The organism is Serratia sp. BFP-2025, from assembly GCF_050880365.1.
In the GTDB taxonomy this organism is placed as follows: Bacteria; Pseudomonadota; Gammaproteobacteria; order Enterobacterales; family Enterobacteriaceae; genus Serratia; species Serratia surfactantfaciens.
Map to the genome: position 1 here is coordinate 190,470 of NZ_JBPAFV010000003.1, position 17,594 is coordinate 208,063.

Sequence of the window (17,594 nt, forward strand, 5' to 3'; positions counted from 1 at the left end):
CGCCCTTACTGCGGCGCGCCCAGCAACAGATCCACCGCCTTTTCCGCCAGCATGATGGTCGGCGCATTGGTGTTGCCGCTGGTGAGTTGCGGCATCACCGAGCAGTCGATCACCCGCAGCTGTTCAAAACCGTGCACCCGCAGCTGCGGATCGGTCACCGCGTCCTGCGGCGACGGCCCCATGCGGCAACTGCCCACCGGGTGATACACCGTCTTGCAGAAGTTGCGCACGAACTCTTCCAGCTGCGCCTCATCGCGCGTCCACTCCGGCTGCGGCATCAGCAGATCTTTGATCAGCGGCTTCAGCGCCGCGGTTTGCAGGAAGCCGAGGCCGAACTTTACCGCGCGCACGCTGCCGGCCAGATCGTCCGGGTGGCCGAGGTAGTTGGCGTGCAGCTTGACCGGATCGCGCGGGTTGCTGCTGCGCAGCCGCACTTCGCCGCGCGCCTTCGGCTGCAGGTAGCCGACCTTGAGCGTGAAACCGTGAATGTTCGGCAGCGGTTCGCCGGGCACGTCGTCCCAGCTGTCCAGCAGCGGCAGGAAGTGGATCTGCACGTCCGGCCGGCCGTCGCCCTGGCTGTCGGTAAAGGCGGCGCCTTCCAGCACGTTGGACGAGAGCACGCCGCTGCGAAACGCCAGCCACTGCGCACCGTGGCTCAGCGCCTGCAGACCGCGATCGGCGCCGAACAGGCTGATCGGCTCGCGGGTGCTGACGTTGATCGACATGTGCAGGTGGTCGTGGAAGTTTTTGCCCACCGGCAGATCCGCCCGCACCTCGATGCCCAGTTGCTGCAGGTGGTCGCGCGGGCCGATGCCGGACAGCATCAGCAGCTTCGGCGAACCGACCGCGCCGGCGCTGACGATCACCTCTTTGGTGGCGCGCGCGGTGACTTCCGCACCGCCGTTTTGGCTGTAGACCACGCCGGTGGCGACGTTGCCCTCGAAGGTCAGCCGGTGTGCCAGGGCGTTCAGTTTCACCACCAGCCGCCGTTCGTCGCGCACCGCCTTCAGGTAGGTGCGGGCGGTGCTGGCGCGCTCGCCGTTGTGGGTGGTGGTTTGGTAGAAACCGACGCCGTGCTGGCTGTCGCCGTTGAAGTCGTTGCGATAGGGCAGGTTCAGCTCCTGGCCGGCGCGGATAAACGCCATGCTGAGCGGGTGGCGGTAGCGATTCTCGCTGACCGGCAGCAGCCCGTCGGCGCCGTGGTAGTCGTCTGACAGGCTTTCGTTGGCCTCGGCGCGTTTGAAGTAGGGCAACACCTCGCGGTAGCTCCAGCCGGTGCAGCCGTAGCGTTCGGCCCAGTCGTCGTAGTCTTGCGGCTGGCCGCGCAGGTAGATCATGCCGTTGACCGAACTGCTGCCGCCCAGCACCTTGCCCTGCGCGATCTGCATGCGGCGGTTATTGGCGTGCGGTTCCGGCTCCGTTTCATAGGGCCAGCTCTTTTTGGCGATGATCTTGGCCACCCCGGCCGGCATCTTGATGAACAGGTTATTGTCGTCGCCGCCGGCTTCCAGCAGCAGCACCCGCGCCTGGGTGCGGCGGATAAGCTGCGCCGCCAGCACGCAGCCGGCGGAACCGGCGCCGACAATGATGTAATCAAAGGTATTTTCCGACATGACAGCTCTCCGTGCGCGATTGAGATACTGGCAGAGTAACGCGGGGGAAAAGGCGGTCAATTTACGATCGTTAATTTATTAACGAACTTCACATTAAATTTACGTCGTGCTTTTTAACGTCAGTTTATCTGCTTGAAAAACGGAGTTATAGCGAGTTTTACTGATTGATTGCGATATTAATAAAAAAGGCGCAGCAAGCTGCGCCCTGATGAAGAGGCAGGGGGCGATTACAGCGTTTTCAGCATGGTGACTTCGCAATCGACGTGGCCGGTGGCGCCCATCGCGTGGTCGATGTGTTCGAAGCCCAGGTGTTCGTACAGCGCAACGGCCTGCGTCAGGCTGGCGGTGGTCTCGAGGTAACAACAGCGGAAGCCGTGCTGGCGGGCGAAATCCAGCGCCTGCAGCGCCAGGCGTTTCGCCAATCCCTTGCCGCGCAACACCGGCAGGAAATACATCTTCTGCAATTCGCAAATATCGTCTGCGCCACCCTGCAGCGGCGCGATGCCGCCGCCGCCGGCGACCTGGCCGTCCACCTCGATCACCCAGTAAGCGCTGCGCGGCAGGCTGTAGAGCTGATACAGGGCATCCAGGTTGGGATCGGAGACGGTATAGCCTTTATCCGCCGTCAGGCCGTGCTCGGCGGAGACTTCGCGAATGACGTGAGCAATGGCGGGATTGTCTTCCGCCGTGATGGGGCGCACCAGCAGGCGCGCCGGGGTTGCTGTTGTCATGTTTACACTCGCCATTGAAAGAGACCGCGTTCGTTTTTCATTTTTATCGCAGCGCGAAACGCGCCGGGGTTATTTCCCGGCGGCGTCCTTGCGGCAGTAATATCTTGTAATAACATCTAACCCGACCCGGATGCAACGGCGATAAAAAAACAGCGGGGAAGACCCCGCTGTTTTTCAGGCGTTGGCGTGAGCCGGTGGATTACAGCGCGGCGATGGTCGCCTGCTGTTCCTGCAGCTTCACTTTGCCTTCTTTGCAGGCCGCCAGACGATCGCGCTCTTTGGCAACTACCGCTTCCGGCGCGCGCGCCACGAAGCCTTCGTTCGCCAGCTTGCCTTCGATCGAAGCGATTTCCGCATCCAGCTTGCCCATCTCTTTCGCCAGGCGCGCGATCTCGGCATCCTTGTCGATGAAACCGGCCATCGGGATCAGCAGCTCGGCGCCGTCCACCAGCTTGGTGACGGAGACCGGGCCTTTCTCACCGGCCGGCAGCAGCGCGATGGATTCCAGGCGCGCCAGACGGGCGATAAAGCTCTGGTTCTCCTGCACGCGGCGTTGGGCGTCGGCGCTGCAGTTGCGCAGCAGCACGTCGAGCGCTTTGCTTGGCGCGATGTTCATCTCGGCGCGAATGTTGCGCACGGCGATGATGGTTTGCTTGATCCACTCCAGATCGTTCAGCGCCTGCTCGTCTTCCAGCGCGGCGTCGTAGGCCGGGAACGGCTGCAGCATGATGGTGTCTGCGGTCGTGCCGGTCAACGGCTTCACGCGCTGCCAGATGGTTTCAGTGATGAACGGAATGATCGGGTGCGCCAGGCGCAGCAGCGCTTCCAGCACGGTGATCAGCGTGTGGCGGGTGCCGCGCTGTTCCGCTTCGCTGCCGTTGCTTACGACAGGCTTGGTCAGCTCCAGATACCAGTCGCAGAACTGGTTCCAGGTGAATTCGTACAGGATGTTGGCCGCCAGGTCGAAGCGGTAGGTATCCAGCGCTTCGCGGTAGGCTTTCACCGTGCGGTTGAATTCGGCCAGGATCCAGCGATCCGCCAGCGACAGCACTTTCTCGCCGCCGTTGAAGCCGCAGTCGTGCGCTTCGGTGTTCATCAGCACGAAGCGGCTGGCGTTCCACAGCTTGTTACAGAAGTTGCGGTAGCCTTCCAGGCGCTTCATGTCCCAGTTGATGTCGCGGCCGGTCGAGGCCAGCGCCGCCAGGGTGAAGCGCAGGGCGTCGGTGCCGTGCGGCTCGATGCCGTTCGGGAACTGCTTCTCGGTGCGCTTGCGGATCTTCTCCGCCAGCTGCGGCTGCATCATGTTGCCGGTGCGTTTTTCCAGCAGATCTTCCGGCGAGATGCCGTCGACCATGTCCAGCGGATCGATCACGTTGCCTTTGGACTTGGACATCTTCTGGCCTTCGTCGTCGCGGATAAGGCCAGTCATGTAGACGGTCTTGAACGGCACCTGCGGCTTGCCGTTTTCATCCTTGATGAAGTGCATGGTCAGCATGATCATGCGCGCGATCCAGAAGAAGATGATGTCGAAGCCGCTGACCATCACGCTGGTCGGGTGGAAGGTTTTCAACGCGTCGGTCTGCTCCGGCCAGCCCAGGGTGGAGAAGGTCCACAGGCCGGACGAGAACCAGGTGTCCAGCACGTCTTCGTCCTGGGTCAGCACCACGTCGGCGCCCAGGTTGTTCTCGCTGCGCACTTCTTCTTCGCTGCGGCCCACGTAGACTTTGCCGTTCACGTCGTACCAGGCCGGGATGCGGTGGCCCCACCACAGCTGACGCGAGATGCACCAGTCCTGAATGTCGCGCATCCAGCTGAAGTACATGTTTTCGTACTGCTTCGGTACGAACTGGATTTCGCCCTGTTCGACCGCTTCCACCGCCACTTTGGCCAGCGGCGCGGTGCGCACGTACCATTGGTCGGTCAGCATCGGCTCGATCACCACGCCGCCGCGATCGCCGTAAGGCACCGTCAGGTCGTGCGGTTTGATCTCGTCCAGCAGGCCCAGCTGGTCGAAGGCGGCCACTACCGCTTTACGCGCCGCGAAGCGCTCCAGGCCACGGAACTCGGCCGGGATCTCGTTGCAGTAGTCGGTGCAGACTTCGCCCAGGGTGTTGAACACTTCCGCTTCCTGACGGATGTCGCCGTCGAAGGTCAGAATGTTGATCATCGGCAGGCCGTGGCGTTTGCCGACTTCGTAGTCGTTGAAATCGTGCGCCGGGGTGATTTTCACGCAGCCGGTGCCTTTTTCCATATCGGCGTGCTCGTCGCCGACGATGCGGATGCGGCGGCCGACCAGCGGCAGAATGATCTCTTTGCCGATCAGATCTTTATAGCGCGGATCTTCCGGGTTGACCGCCACACCGGTATCGCCCAGCACGGTTTCCGGACGGGTGGTGGCGACCACCAGATAGTCTTTGCCCTCGGCGGTTTTCGCGCCGTCGGCCAGCGGGTAGCGCAGGTGCCACATGGAACCTTTGGACTCGCGGTTTTCCACTTCCAGATCGGAGATGGCGGTGCGCAGCTTCGGATCCCAGTTCACCAGGCGCTTGCCGCGGTAGATCAGGTCTTCTTTGTGCAGACGGACAAACACTTCGCGCACCGCGTTCGACAGGCCTTCGTCCATGGTGAAGCGCTCGCGCTCCCAGTCCACGGAGTTGCCCAGACGGCGCATCTGGCGGGTGATGGTGCCGCCGGATTCCGCCTTCCACTGCCAGATCTTGTCGATGAACGCGTCACGGCCGTAGTCGTGGCGGGTTTTGCCTTCTTCCGCGGCGATCTTGCGCTCTACCACCATCTGGGTGGCGATGCCGGCGTGGTCGGTGCCCGCCTGCCACAGGGTGTTTTTACCCTGCATGCGCTGATAGCGAATCATGGTGTCCATGATGGTCTGCTGGAACGCGTGGCCCATGTGCAGGCTGCCGGTGACGTTCGGCGGCGGGATCATGATGCAGAAGCTTTCCTGGCTGGTGTCGCCGTTCGGCTTGAAGTAACCCTGATTCTCCCAATGATCGTACAGCTTCTGTTCGATCTGTTTTGGGTCGTATGCGGTGTCGAGCTGACTGTTTGTCTTTTCCATTCTTTATCGTATTCAGTGAGTTGGCGGCGTAGCCGTGGTCAAATGGAAGCCGACGCTGCGATAGGCCTTGTAACGGTCGCGCGCCAACTGTTTCAGAGTGTCTTCGTAAGGAACGAAGTCTACCACTTCATGGAAAGCGGTAGCAAAATCGGCAAACTGCGGCAGCAGGGCGATCAGCAGATCGCGCGGGGCGTTGCCGCGCTTGCCGGGCCAGCACAGTTCCACCGGCGCGCCGTAGTGCGGCCCTTCGCCGGCCAGGTTGTGCGGCACGAATTCATGCGGCTCGCGCTGCCACAGCGCTTCGTCCAGCCGCTGGGCCTGCTCCTGGCTCTCGCAGGCGATCAGCACCCGCTTGCCGGCGCGCCAGCGTTCGGCGGCAACGGCGCAGGCCACGGCCTCATGGGCGCTGAGCGCGCCTGACGGTTCCGCGTTGTCGAGCAAATAAAACGTCGCCTGTTTCATTAAGGATCCACCGCTGCCGATAAAAAAATGTAGGGGCACAGCATGCTGTGCCCCTTGGGATTATACCTGAATTACCGCTCAGATTTAATCGTCGCCGTTGAGGCCTGCACGGTTCAATAGGAACTGCGACAGCAGCGCCACCGGGCGGCCAGTCGCGCCCTTGGCTTTACCGGAACGCCAGGCGGTGCCGGCGATATCCAGGTGCGCCCAGGTGTACTTGCGGGTGAAGCGCGACAGGAAGCAGGCAGCGGTGATGGCGCCGCCAGGGCGGCCACCGATGTTCGCCATGTCGGCGAAGTTGGAGTCCAACTGCTCGTAGTACTCGTCGGCCATCGGCAGGCGCCAGGCGCGGTCGCCGGCTTGCTCGGAAGCGCCCAGCAGCTCGTGCGCCAGCGGGTTGTGGTTCGACATCAGGCCGGTGATGTGGTGGCCCAAGGCGATCACGCAGGCGCCGGTCAGGGTGGCGATGTCGATCACCAGCTCCGGCTCGAAGCGCTCGACGTAGGTCAGGGTGTCGCACAGCACCAGACGGCCTTCGGCGTCGGTGTTCAGCACCTCGACGGTCTGGCCGGACATGGTGGTCAGCACGTCGCCCGGACGATACGCCCGGCCGCCCGGCATGTTTTCACAGCCGGCCAGCACGCCGATCACGTTCAGCGGCAGGTTCAACTCTGCCACCACGCGCATCACGCCGTACACGGTCGCCGCGCCGCACATGTCGTATTTCATCTCGTCCATGCCGTCGGCCGGTTTGATCGAGATGCCGCCGGAGTCGAAGGTCAGTCCTTTACCGACCAGCACGATCGGCTTAGCGTCCGGATTTGGGTTGCCCTTATATTCCATCACCGACATCAATGATTCGTTCTGCGAACCGGCACCGACCGCCAGATAGGCGTTCATGCCCAGCTCTTTCATCTGCTGTTCGCCGATGACGCGGGTGGTGATGTTGGTGCTGAAGGCGTCCGCCAGCTGACGGGCCTGCGAGGCCAGATAGCCGGCGTTACAGATGTTCGGCGGCATGTTGCCGAGATCTTTGGCCGCCTTGATGCCGGAAGCCACCGCCAGGCCGTGCTGAATCGCGCGCTCGCCGCTGGTGAGCTCACGCCGGGTCGGCACGTTGAACACCATTTTGCGCAGCGGACGACGCGGCTCCACCTTGTTGCTTTTCAGCTGATCGAAGGTGTAGAGCGTCTCTTTGGCGGTTTCTACCGCCTGACGCACTTTCCAGTAGGTGTTGCGGCCTTTCACGTGCAGCTCGGTCAGGAAGCAGACCGCTTCCATCGAGCCGGTGTCGTTGAGGGTATTGATGGTTTTCTGGATCACCTGCTTGTATTGGCGCTCATCGAGCTCGCGCTCTTTGCCGCAGCCGATCAGCAGGATGCGCTCGGAGAGAATGTTGGGCACATGGTGCAGTAGCAGCGTCTGCCCGACCTTGCCTTCCAGTTCGCCACGGCGCAGCAATGCGCTGATATAACCATCACTGATTTTGTCGAGTTGTTCTGCGATAGGGGACAGGCGGCGCGGTTCGAAAACGCCGACTACAATACAGGCACTGCGCTGTTTTTCCGGGCTACCGCTTTTTACACTGAACTCCATGCACTCTCCTGAATCTTAAAGACAAAGGCGGACGCTACGGCTAGAATAACCGACTCCGTAACGATCTCCTGCCATTTGAGTTAACGGATTATGTTAACCTGAACGGCATAAATTGCTCTGTTTTGGCGACTATAAGCAAGTTCCTATAGGACACCCAAACGGCTTGATGTTGTAATACTATTTTAGCTGTGAAGGTTGCCATATGATGAGAATAAATGGCGGATTAACGATGAAATTATCGATTTTCCTGCAAAAAGACAAGTTTTCACAGGCGTAATAAGCGTGATCATCATAAGATATCTGGTACGGGAAACGCTCAAGAGCCAAATCGCCATCCTGTTCATCCTGCTTCTGATCTTCTTTTGTCAGAATTTGGTCAGGGTGTTGGGCGACGCGGTGGACGGCAATATCCCGACAAACTTAGTTCTCTCTCTGCTCGCGTTGGGCGTGCCGAAAATGGCGCAGCTCATCCTGCCTTTGAGCCTGTTTCTCGGCTTGCTGATGACGCTTGGCCGGTTGTATACCGAGAGCGAAATCACCGTCATGCACGCCTGCGGGCTGGGCAAACGCACCCTGATTATCGCCGCCATGATCCTGGCGCTGCTTACCTCTGCGGTTGCGGCGGTGAACGTATTTTGGGCCGGCCCTTGGGCCTCGCGCTATCAGGACGTGGTGGTGAACGAAGCCAAGGCCAACCCGAGCATCGCCGGGCTGGCGGAAGGGCAGTTCAAACCCTCGCAGGACGGCAACGCGGTGCTGTTTATCGGCAACGTGAAGGGCAGCACCTTCAACGACGTGTTCCTGGCGCAGCTGCGGCCGAACGGCAACCAACGCCCGTCGGTGGTGGTGGCTGAGCACGGCAACATCGTGCAGCAGAAAGACGGCTCGCAGGTGGTGACGCTCGACAAGGGCACCCGCTTTGAAGGCACCGCGCTGCTGCGCGACTTCCGCATTACCGACTTCACCGACTACAAGGCGGTGATTGGCCACCGCACCGTGGCGGCGGACAACACCGAATCCGAACAGATGTCGATGCAGACGCTGTGGGAATCCGACGATCCGGACGCGCGCGCCGAGCTGCACTGGCGCCTGACGCTGGTGGTCTCGGTGGCGCTGATGGCGCTGCTGGTGGTGCCGCTCAGCGTGGTGAACCCGCGCCAGGGCCGCGTGCTGAGCATGCTGCCGGCCATCCTGCTGTATCTGATCTTCTTCCTGCTGCAGACTTCGCTGCGCTCCAACGCCGGCAAGGGCAAGCTGGATCCGATGCTGTGGCTGTGGCTGGTTAACGGCGTTTACTTCGCGATCGCGCTGGCGCTGAACCTGTGGGATACCGTGCCGATGCGCAAGCTGCGCGCACGCCTGAGAGGAGCGGCCTGATGTTTGGCGTATTAGACCGGTATATCGGTAAAACGATTTTCAACACCATCATCATGACGCTGTTCATGCTGGTGTCGCTGTCCGGCATCATCAAGTTTGTCGATCAGCTGCGCAAGGTCGGCCAGGGCGAGTACACCGCGCTAAGCGCCGGCATGTATACCCTGCTGAGCGTGCCGAAAGACATCGAGATCTTCTTCCCGATGGCGGCGCTGCTTGGCGCGCTGCTCGGCCTGGGCCAACTGGCGACGCGCAGCGAACTGGTGGTGATGCAGGCTTCCGGCTTTACCCGCCTGCAGATCGCCGGCTCGGTGATGAAAACCGCCATTCCGTTGGTGCTGCTGACCATGGCGATCGGCGAGTGGGTGGCGCCGCAGGGCGAGCAAATGGCGCGCAACTACCGCGCCCAGCAGATGTACGGCGGTTCGCTGCTCTCCACCAAGAGCGGGCTGTGGGCGAAGGACGGCAACGACTTCATCTACATCGAGCGCGTCTCCGGCGATAAAGAACTCTCCGGCGTGAACATCTACCACTTCAACGATCAGCGTCGCCTGGAGACGGTGCGCTATGCCGCTACCGCCAGCTTCGAGAACGGCCTGTGGCAGCTTTCGCAGGTGGATACCTCGGATCTGACCAACCCGAAACAGGTGACCGGTACCCAGACGCTGACCGGCGAATGGAAAACCAACCTGACCCCTGACAAACTGGGCGTGGTGGCGCTGGATCCGGATTCGCTCTCCATCAGCGGGCTGCACAACTACGTGAAGTACCTGAAGCAGAGCGGCCAGGAATCCAACCGTTACCAGCTCAACATGTGGAGCAAAATCTTCTCGCCGCTGTCGGTGGCGGTGATGATGCTGATGGCGCTGTCGTTCATCTTCGGCCCGCTGCGCAGCGTGCCGATGGGTATCCGCGTGGTGACCGGCATCAGCTTCGGCTTCCTGTTCTACGTGCTGGATCAGATCTTCGGCCCGCTGAGCATGGTCTACAGCATGCCGCCGGTGCTGGGCGCTCTGCTGCCGAGCATGCTGTTCCTGCTGATCAGCGTGTATATGCTGCTCAAACGCAAGTAGCGGGGCGAGCGGTAGTGGAGAAAGGCGTGGCCGCGGGGCCGCGCCTTTTTTGTTGGTGTGGCATGCCCCCGCCTGCGGTTTTTGTCGTGCTATAGTCACCTCAGCGGCAATGCAGGGAGAGGGAGCAGGCAGCCAATGGAAGATGAATATAATCTCAGCAACATTATCGGCAAGCGCCTGGAAACGGCACTAGGGGAGTTGGGCGATCTCCTGTGGGCGTATGTGGTGCTATCCAAAAAAGACATTGCCTGCATCTTTGGCGTCACCAACTACCCGAGTGAATGGGTAAAAAAGTATCAAGAGCAGGGGTTGCAGTACATTGATCCGGTAGTGCTTACCGCCCGCAACCGCCTGACCCCGTTCGCCTGGGACGAGCAAATCATGGCCGACGCAGGGCTGCACTTTCCCGAACTGTTCGAACAGGCCCGCGAGTTTGGCGTGACGCACGGCTATACCTTCGTGCTGCACGATTACAACGACAACCTCGTCACGCTTTCCTTTGCCTTCAATGCGGAACAGAAAACGGAAGCCATTCAGGCGCTCACCGATCGTAAAGGTGATATTTCGGTATTGCTGGCCTCAATCCATGAGTCCTATCTGGCGCTGTCCCCACTGACAGCAAAAAACGCCGCAGCCCTGGAGAGAAACGCCCGCTTTACCGACAGGGAAAACGAGATCCTCTATTGGGCCAGCGTGGGTAAAACCTACCAGGAAACGGCGATGATCCTGGGCATAAAGACCGGCACCATCAAGTTTCATATGTCCAACGTCGTCAAAAAGTTGGGGGTCACGAATGCCCGACATGCCGTGCGCCTGGGGATGGAGCTGCGGCTGATTAAACCGGTGGAGTGATGGGCTAGCTAGCCTGTGGAATACTGAGGCAACGACTGCGCAGAACTCATCAGCCGGGATACGTCTAAATGGAGAAAATATCGGCTGGCGAACAGCGTCTTTCGATTCGGGAAATGACGGGCGTTAAATCGGTATTGAGTTGGCCGCGTGGCGATTAACGTGAAGGCCGCAATAGCGTATCGGCTCCGATCTCTGCGATATGAAATAATCACCACACTGAACTTATAAAGGTCTAGTAAGGGGCTGTACTTTAGTCTAACTGGTTTCTCACCCCGTAAGGCGATACACTTTCCCGGTAATGTTTTGATAAAAAATACAAAAAAAAACCTGACCGCGTAGGGCCAGGTTGCCAATATTGGCCAACACCAGGGAAAATTTTCTTGCACCATCTTAAAGCTATTAACTCCGCAGAGGCAAGTGTTCTCAGCTGGTTTTTACGCCTTGAGTTGCTATTTTGTTACGTATGCACGCTATTTCTTGGTGTTTTTAGTCCGAAGCCCATCCAGCTAAAAATAACGTCTCTTTTTTGATGGCGTTATTCCTCTATTTATATTTCCCGCCTGATATTTACCAATGAAAAAATAGTGTTCTCGGAATGTTACGCAACCTCATTCTTTATTGGCTGACACATGAGTATGAAATTATTTGCAGCATTGTCATTGCGGCTGGGGATTATATTGTTTTTGCCAGGCGCTGGGTGAGGCAGTAGTGATGGGGGAGGCGGTTGCGGCCTGCGGCGTACCGGGCTCCTGAACCTGTTTCGCCAGTTGGGCGAGCGGTTCTGGCTGGTGGGAGTGAGTGACGTACGGCACAGGAGCCATCATTGCTCTGTGCAACGATGCTGGAACCTGGCATCGGACGACATCGTGTGAGCGTGGTGACTGAGCCAGGATGCTCGTTGCAATGCAGTATGCTCATCATCAACGTGGTTGGGAAGGGCGCACAGCGGGAAGAGGGGGCGTGCAAACGCGCGTTGCGGCGGTTTTTTCGACACTTAACTCATTGAACAACGGATAAGTGTTGCGTGCTGGTCGCGGGAAGGTATAATTCACCCGTTTTCCGCATACTACTTCAGTGCCGAAGTGGCGAAATCGGTAGACGCAGTTGATTCAAAATCAACCGTAGAGATACGTGCCGGTTCGAGTCCGGCCTTCGGCACCATTAAGTACCGTGCGAACAAGAAGCCACCGAAAGGTGGTTTTTTTGTGCTTGGAATCTGCCCGCCACCACTACCTGCCTATTTTCACTCTGTATTGACGTATTTCCTATTTCATTAAAAACCGGATCTTCCTGATGCTTTCCTAAGACCTATCTGATTGACCTTAAAGGTTAAAATGACGTTTCATTGAACTCTTTCGGATCAAGGAGTTCCAGGATGGAGCCACAACAGGAAGGGATCACACGGGCGTTAACGCCGGGCGAAGTCAATCTGGCGCGTTCGGTGTTTGGCAGCACCATTTTCTATCAGAGTGTGTTGGTTCACTGCGACAGCTACCTGCCGTTTGGGTTGCAGAATCAGTACACGGCGATGAGCCATGAGGCCTTCGAACAGGCCTCGTTGTGAGGACAGATAATGTCTACGGTTGTGGCGACAGCCCAACGAATTAATGAACTATCCAATGGAAAAATTAAAATTTTATTCTACTTAAATCTATAAAGGAACGCAGACTGGTAATGTTCCGCCTTAGTTACGTCCTTACACTGTTACCAGTTAGAACCCCTGTGTCAAATTTTATGGCCGCTGATTCCAACAGCCCGGGCTTTCACTGTCGAAAAACTCTATCATAATATTTTTCCCAAGATTTTCTTTGATCAATTGGTTTGCTCTATTGCAATATGCCTGATCTCCTCTAAAAACAGATACCGCGACTCGCTTTATGCCCGCCCTAGCCATTCGTTTTAGTAGATGTACATCATGCTCGCCCATTCCCCAACCTAGAATCACAAGATTTTCACGCTGTTCAGCGAGAACTTCACGGTAAATCGTTGAAAGATAAAAACTGCTATGAATCGAATTAACTTTCTGTTCATACGTTCCTTCGCTCACAAACAGCGGAACGACTTCCTCGCTTTGCCAACGTTCCAAAATAGATTCAAGCAACCCCGTGTTCTGAATATGAATTTTACTCTCCTGTTCGATACGATTTCGACACAATATAAGGCTGCCATGCGGATAAAAAACAAGCGTATTAGATTTTTCATTTATAAGCCTCCCTCTTAACCGTTGCCAATCCTGTTCAAAAAGACCTCTTTTAAGAAAGCAATCCTTAAATCGGTGTTGATCATTGATATCCAGGCCATATGTCATTGTCCAGTAAACGATCAGGTCATAGTTAAGTGAAATAACAGTATTGAATCTTTTCAGAAATTCGTAAATATATGGCAGTTGTTCATTAACTTCATCATGCTCAGGATGCACATCTCGTACAGCCTGAATAAGGCATTCGCGGATTCGGAGATAGGCATCATGGGTACGGGCATCCTCAATTTCTAAAGATTTATTGACGTTAGATGCCTGCCAAACGATACGCAGAATAAGTTCAAAATCTTTCGTTTTAAAAAAGCCAAAAAGCCTGCGTACATCTTCCTCCAGACTCTCTCTTTGCGTGACGTATTCAAGTAGGGATCCATACGCAAAACGAGGACTGACGGCGATGCTTGCACCGTTGCCCAGTAAAATGGTTCCATCGTATCGTGGTGCTAGCTCAGACCAAGGGGAAATGGTAAACGACATTTTAGGTATCAGCTCCAGTAGTGAGTATTTTAAATAAAAGACATTTTACAGCGAAGGTGCCGACTATTTGCACTTTTTCTTCCTCGTTTCAATAGCCATAATTTGATGAAGGAAAAATATCTTTGTTTTCAATTGGATTATAAACTTTTCGGCTTAAGTGCGTACATTTATTCATATGGATATTATCTTCATGATTTTATAAACTACCTAGTTAACATTATCTTTTCAGGAAGTAGAGTGATGCTCCGATTCAGTAATATTATTTTATGGTCAAATAATGAGCGTTGAAACTGTCACGGATAACAATCATTTAACGGAGCCTTGCGAGGCGGGGTTCAGTTTCTATGAGTTTTTCGCGGGCGGCGGTATGGCCAGAGCTGGGCTGGGAAAACAGTGGCAATGTCTGTTCGCCAACGACATGGACCCGATAAAAGCATCGACCTACATCGACAACTGGGGAGATGAACATTTCGACATGCGCGATATACGCGAAATTAACCCTGATGACCTGCCACACCATGCTGATTTAAGCTGGGCCTCATTCCCTTGCCAGGATTTATCGTTGGCCGGTAATGGACTGGGGATCGGCGAAAGAGACTCCAGCGGCGATGAAACCACGCGGTCCGGCGCGGTATGGCCGTTCCTCGATTTGATAAGCAGGCTCGGCGAGGAAAACCGTAAACCGCCGATTCTTGTTCTTGAAAATGTTCTTGGGTTGTTGACGCTGGATCAGGGGAGCCATTTCGCTGCGATATGCCATCAGTTAAGTAAAACGGGCTACCGATATGGCGCAATAATCATTGATGCAAAGCACTTTCTTCCACAGTCCAGGCCCCGTGTATTTCTTATGGCTATTAGTCGCCATGTTTCTATTCCCGAAATTTTGGTTTCAGAAGAACCTTTGTCGCAATGGCATTCACCTTCGCTTCTTCGCGCCTGCGATGCACTGGCGGATGATGTTCGTAATGACTGGATCTGGTGGTCGCCTGGCAATATACCAGACGCCAGAACGAAGGAGTTGGACGACTTAATCGATTTTGAAGACGAAAATGCGCAATGGCATTCTGTCGATGAAACACAACGGCTTATCAGTATGATGGCACCGGCGAACTTGGCGCGTCTAGCGAGCGCGCAGGCATCCGGTACGGCAAAAACTGGCAGCCTTTATTTACGCATGCGCAAAGAAAAAGGCGTCAACAGGCAACGGACTGAAATTACGTTCTCAGCCGTTCTTGGTTGTCTTAGAACGCCAAAAGGCGGAGCTTCTCGTCCTCGTATTATCGTTGTCAAAGGCGAGCAGGTGAAAACGCGCTTGTTGTCGGTCAAAGAAGCGGCGGCGTTAATGGGGTTGCCGGACGATTTTATTCTCCCAGTGGCGTATCATTCTGCGTTTAAAGTGATCGGCGATGGCCTTGCCGTTCCTTCTGTTAGTTTTCTGGCCGAACGCATTCTAGAGCCACTCGCGATGGCAGTCCGAATTAATACCCAACAGATGGAGGATATTCGCGAATGAACTGGACGTCGCTCGTTACGCCCGATGGTTGGGAAAGTAAACTGATCGATTATTTTCTCCGGTTCGGTGCTGACGGCGACGCGCAAGATATTCGCTGGTTTGAAGTTACGCCGGTGACGCTTGCGGCAGCGTTCGCTGACAGGGGCATTACCGCGGATGAAATTGAAGAAGCATTTCGAACCTGTATGTCTAAAATACGAGATCTGCCGCAGCGCCTTGAAGGCGGTATGATGGAAAAGTCGACTCGTCGATCGCCCGGATATTTTACGTATCTTGTCATGACTTTGCTTATTAGTAGTCAATTCGACGCACAGGAAGAACGTAATGATTTTCGTCTGAAGTTACAGAACTGGTTAGGAACCGGGCATAGCTTTCAGAACTTATCTGGCGTCAACGCGATGTGGGAGGCATTAGCCGAATGGCTGAATCAACGTATTCAGGAAGGCGAACCCTACAGGCGCCTTGTCTTGCCGCCGCGGGATGGCTGGGTTCAGATCGGTCACACCTTGCGGTTGGCATTCCCGAATAGAGCCGATCTGCGCCTGATGAGTGAATGTCTTGAAAGCCATCCGCAAGCCGCCGCTAGCCCACGCCAGTTAATAGAATACTTTCAGATTGTTATTCAGAGACAAAGCGTTTCTCATGCGCTGAAGGAGGCTTTCGCCGAATTCAGAGATGCGTGGTTGTTGGGGCGTCGCGCACTGTTTGATATGCCTTTCTGGCGCCTGCGTCAACGGGCGGTCGGGATATCGTCCTGTATAACGACGCATCAGTCCATCATTGATATGTATGTCGACTTCGACGGTTCGCGGTGTTATTTCAGTAGCGCGGACGAGAGAGGAGAAAGCGTTTTTCATCCTACGTTATCCAAAGCCCTTAGCGCCCACTACGCTGAGAACAGCGAAAATCTGGGGAAAGCGACGCAGGCCGGATTATTATTTTTTTATGAGATCGGAAATGGGCGCTGGAGAGCGAAATCGTCTCCTGACGTATATTCGCAACGGTTTCATATCGCCTTATCCAGTAAACATTCTGTACAGATGAGCAAACGCCTCAACGGGTATATTGCAGAGGATGAGTGGGTTTTAACGACCCAGCCGCTGAACCAGGTTTCAGCGATGGATATATTCCGCTCACTAAGATCCTCTTTGGGTATTCAAGATGATGACGTTACTCGCCCTCAACTATACGGTGGAATACGCGTACCTGGCGGATGGCTGGGATTACCGGCGTTTTTGCCTTCTGTTGAGTCAGATACGCGAAGCTACAAAATATATGCATCTGGAAATGATGGAGCGGGAACCAATGTTTCTGTAATAGATGGCCGTTTGATTTCTACTGGGCCGCTTAGTGGTGAGTTCTTTATCGAGCCGGTGCTTGAAGTGGGGGAAAAAATGCCGCCGTGGAGGCGTCGTGCGCGCTTTTTCACCCGCGCCGTACCACACCCGACTTTGGGCGAAAGCGCAAGATACCGATTTGAACCGCTTTATGACTGGTCGATGTCTGCTCTACAGGCTCCGACGTTTAATTTCGAAGAACTGTTGCAGTGGGAAGATAACGAAGTATGCTGCGATCATCTTCTAGAGGCGATTTACGCCAGCGGAGCTAGCGGCTGGGAAGAAGCTGAATTATTTGCTCTTCTCAGGCATGTGGCCGACAACATCAACGTGTGGCATTTGATTCGTTGTTTACATCATGCGGGTCTGATCCAGCCACGCCTACGTCCTGGGTGGAAAGGTCGGGCATGGACGCTGGTTAAACCCTCGTTGCTTCATATTTGCAACGGAGAAAATTCTCTGGTTGTTGTGGAAGGTGCTGTCTGCGCCAGTCTGATGGATGATTTTCAAAAAGCGGTTGCCGGGCTGGGCGGAGAAAGTTTCCGTCGTCGTGGCATAAGCTTCTGGTCGCCCCCTGTATTTGGAGCCGTACTCGCTAATCCTGTTGCGTTATCTCAGCGTCTGGGATGGCCGCTTATCGAAGCCCCATCGTCATCCAATACAACACCGCTTTCACTTGTCACGACGGAACGCACCGCTGAACTACACGAGCCAGCGGCAGTCTGGAACTGGCGTTCGGGAATATTTCAGCAGGATGGCTCCCTAGAGAAAGAATCAGTGTCTCTGTCACTTCATATTCATCCTGGCGGGCGAGATCATGATATCTATCGGGTGATTTCCGGGCGAAAAACGATGCATTTTCTTTCCCGAACTGCCGCTATTATCACCGCTGGCGCGAAAAACCGGGAACCCGTGTTTGAACGCGTCGCCAAAAATCATCTGATATGCCTTATTAATGATTGCGGCCTACCCGATGCGCTGGCCACGGGAATACGGCGTCACACGCTCAGAAACGGAGGTCCGGTGGACTCCGGTTATGCTTATCCTGTCGATGACGCCTCATTCCGCTGGTTAGAATCGCTGCTTCCGGGATGCTTCAATTCCCTCTTTCCACATGGTGAGGGTGATATTAACCGCTTAGTTTCCGCCAGCCGTCATTCCGGCGGAAAAATACGTACGATTTGGCGAAACGGTCGGCTAACGCTGACGCTGGGATGATAAGGAAAATTAAAG

At 55.9% G+C, this 17,594-nt stretch carries 12 protein-coding genes and 1 tRNA gene; 7 read left to right on the forward strand and 6 right to left on the reverse strand.

All coding sequences use genetic code 11. The features are described from left to right. Positions 1-5 precede the first annotated feature (5 nt). From ACRAWE_RS18990 to pepA, 5 genes are all read right to left on the reverse strand, one after another. Entirely contained in the window at positions 6-1,613 is a 1,608-nt protein-coding gene (locus ACRAWE_RS18990) for a GMC family oxidoreductase (RefSeq protein ID WP_154747178.1), read from the reverse strand. Between the two features lie 227 nt (positions 1,614-1,840). Then, positions 1,841-2,344: a GNAT family N-acetyltransferase gene (locus ACRAWE_RS18995; protein WP_004933360.1), complete on the reverse strand. Its 504-nt coding sequence runs from the start codon at positions 2,342-2,344 to the stop codon at positions 1,841-1,843. 199 nt (positions 2,345-2,543) lie between these two features. Continuing rightward, entirely contained in the window at positions 2,544-5,420 is a 2,877-nt protein-coding gene (locus ACRAWE_RS19000) for a valine--tRNA ligase (RefSeq protein WP_432525743.1), read from the reverse strand. 12 nt (positions 5,421-5,432) lie between these two features. Beyond that, positions 5,433-5,882: a DNA polymerase III subunit chi gene (locus ACRAWE_RS19005; RefSeq protein WP_019453292.1), complete on the reverse strand. Its 450-nt coding sequence runs from the start codon at positions 5,880-5,882 to the stop codon at positions 5,433-5,435. A gap of 84 nt (positions 5,883-5,966) precedes the next feature. Beyond that, entirely contained in the window at positions 5,967-7,478 is a 1,512-nt protein-coding gene (gene pepA / locus ACRAWE_RS19010) for a leucyl aminopeptidase (protein WP_004933352.1), read from the reverse strand. Between the two features lie 282 nt (positions 7,479-7,760). On the opposite strand from pepA, the gene lptF reads away from it, so the two are divergent. The 5 genes from lptF to ACRAWE_RS19035 all read left to right on the forward strand — a co-directional run bounded on the left by lptF (position 7,761) and on the right by ACRAWE_RS19035 (position 12,341). Further along, the gene (gene lptF / locus ACRAWE_RS19015; RefSeq protein ID WP_019453291.1) at positions 7,761-8,855 is read left to right on the forward strand and encodes an LPS export ABC transporter permease LptF; all 1,095 of its coding nucleotides are present in this window, start codon (positions 7,761-7,763) and stop codon (positions 8,853-8,855) included. After that, a complete protein-coding gene (gene lptG, locus ACRAWE_RS19020) occupies positions 8,855-9,925 on the forward strand; it encodes an LPS export ABC transporter permease LptG (protein WP_019453290.1) in 1,071 nt (356 codons plus the stop codon). The genes lptF and lptG overlap by 1 nt, the downstream gene beginning before the upstream one ends. Before the next feature lie 135 nt (positions 9,926-10,060). After that, positions 10,061-10,777 carry an autoinducer binding domain-containing protein gene (locus ACRAWE_RS19025; RefSeq protein ID WP_021504209.1) on the forward strand — a complete coding sequence of 239 codons (717 nt, stop codon included), beginning with the start codon at positions 10,061-10,063 and terminating at the stop codon, positions 10,775-10,777. A 1,076-nt stretch (positions 10,778-11,853) separates the two neighbouring features. Then, positions 11,854-11,938, forward strand: a tRNA-Leu gene (locus ACRAWE_RS19030). A gap of 214 nt (positions 11,939-12,152) precedes the next feature. Then, entirely contained in the window at positions 12,153-12,341 is a 189-nt protein-coding gene (locus ACRAWE_RS19035; RefSeq protein ID WP_197775757.1) for a hypothetical protein, read from the forward strand. Between the two features lie 168 nt (positions 12,342-12,509). Here the strand turns inward: ACRAWE_RS19035 and ACRAWE_RS19040 are convergent, their stop codons facing one another. Beyond that, positions 12,510-13,511, reverse strand: coding sequence for a DUF4917 family protein (locus ACRAWE_RS19040; protein WP_432525744.1), 1,002 nt, complete (start codon positions 13,509-13,511; stop codon positions 12,510-12,512). A 277-nt stretch (positions 13,512-13,788) separates the two neighbouring features. Between ACRAWE_RS19040 and ACRAWE_RS19045 the strand changes: the two genes are divergently transcribed. Continuing rightward, positions 13,789-15,024 (forward strand): DNA cytosine methyltransferase, encoded by a 1,236-nt coding sequence (locus tag ACRAWE_RS19045; protein WP_122004245.1) that lies wholly within the window; start codon positions 13,789-13,791, stop codon positions 15,022-15,024. Beyond that, positions 15,021-17,579 (forward strand): hypothetical protein, encoded by a 2,559-nt coding sequence (locus tag ACRAWE_RS19050; RefSeq protein ID WP_122004244.1) that lies wholly within the window; start codon positions 15,021-15,023, stop codon positions 17,577-17,579. Before ACRAWE_RS19045 ends, ACRAWE_RS19050 begins: the two co-directional genes overlap by 4 nt. Positions 17,580-17,594 lie beyond the last annotated feature (15 nt).

Coding starts and splice junctions, on each gene's coding strand:
- ACRAWE_RS18990 (WP_154747178.1), bottom strand. CDS start 1,613: ATGTCGGAAAATACCTTTGATTACATCATTGTCGGCGCCGGTTCCGCC.
- ACRAWE_RS18995 (WP_004933360.1), bottom strand. CDS start 2,344: ATGACAACAGCAACCCCGGCGCGCCTGCTGGTGCGCCCCATCACGGCG.
- ACRAWE_RS19000 (WP_432525743.1), bottom strand. CDS start 5,420: ATGGAAAAGACAAACAGTCAGCTCGACACCGCATACGACCCAAAACAG.
- ACRAWE_RS19005 (WP_019453292.1), bottom strand. CDS start 5,882: ATGAAACAGGCGACGTTTTATTTGCTCGACAACGCGGAACCGTCAGGC.
- pepA (WP_004933352.1), bottom strand. CDS start 7,478: ATGGAGTTCAGTGTAAAAAGCGGTAGCCCGGAAAAACAGCGCAGTGCC.
- lptG (WP_019453290.1), top strand. CDS start 8,855: ATGTTTGGCGTATTAGACCGGTATATCGGTAAAACGATTTTCAACACC.
- ACRAWE_RS19025 (WP_021504209.1), top strand. CDS start 10,061: ATGGAAGATGAATATAATCTCAGCAACATTATCGGCAAGCGCCTGGAA.
- ACRAWE_RS19035 (WP_197775757.1), top strand. CDS start 12,153: ATGGAGCCACAACAGGAAGGGATCACACGGGCGTTAACGCCGGGCGAA.
- ACRAWE_RS19040 (WP_432525744.1), bottom strand. CDS start 13,511: ATGTCGTTTACCATTTCCCCTTGGTCTGAGCTAGCACCACGATACGAT.
- ACRAWE_RS19045 (WP_122004245.1), top strand. CDS start 13,789: ATGAGCGTTGAAACTGTCACGGATAACAATCATTTAACGGAGCCTTGC.
- ACRAWE_RS19050 (WP_122004244.1), top strand. CDS start 15,021: ATGAACTGGACGTCGCTCGTTACGCCCGATGGTTGGGAAAGTAAACTG.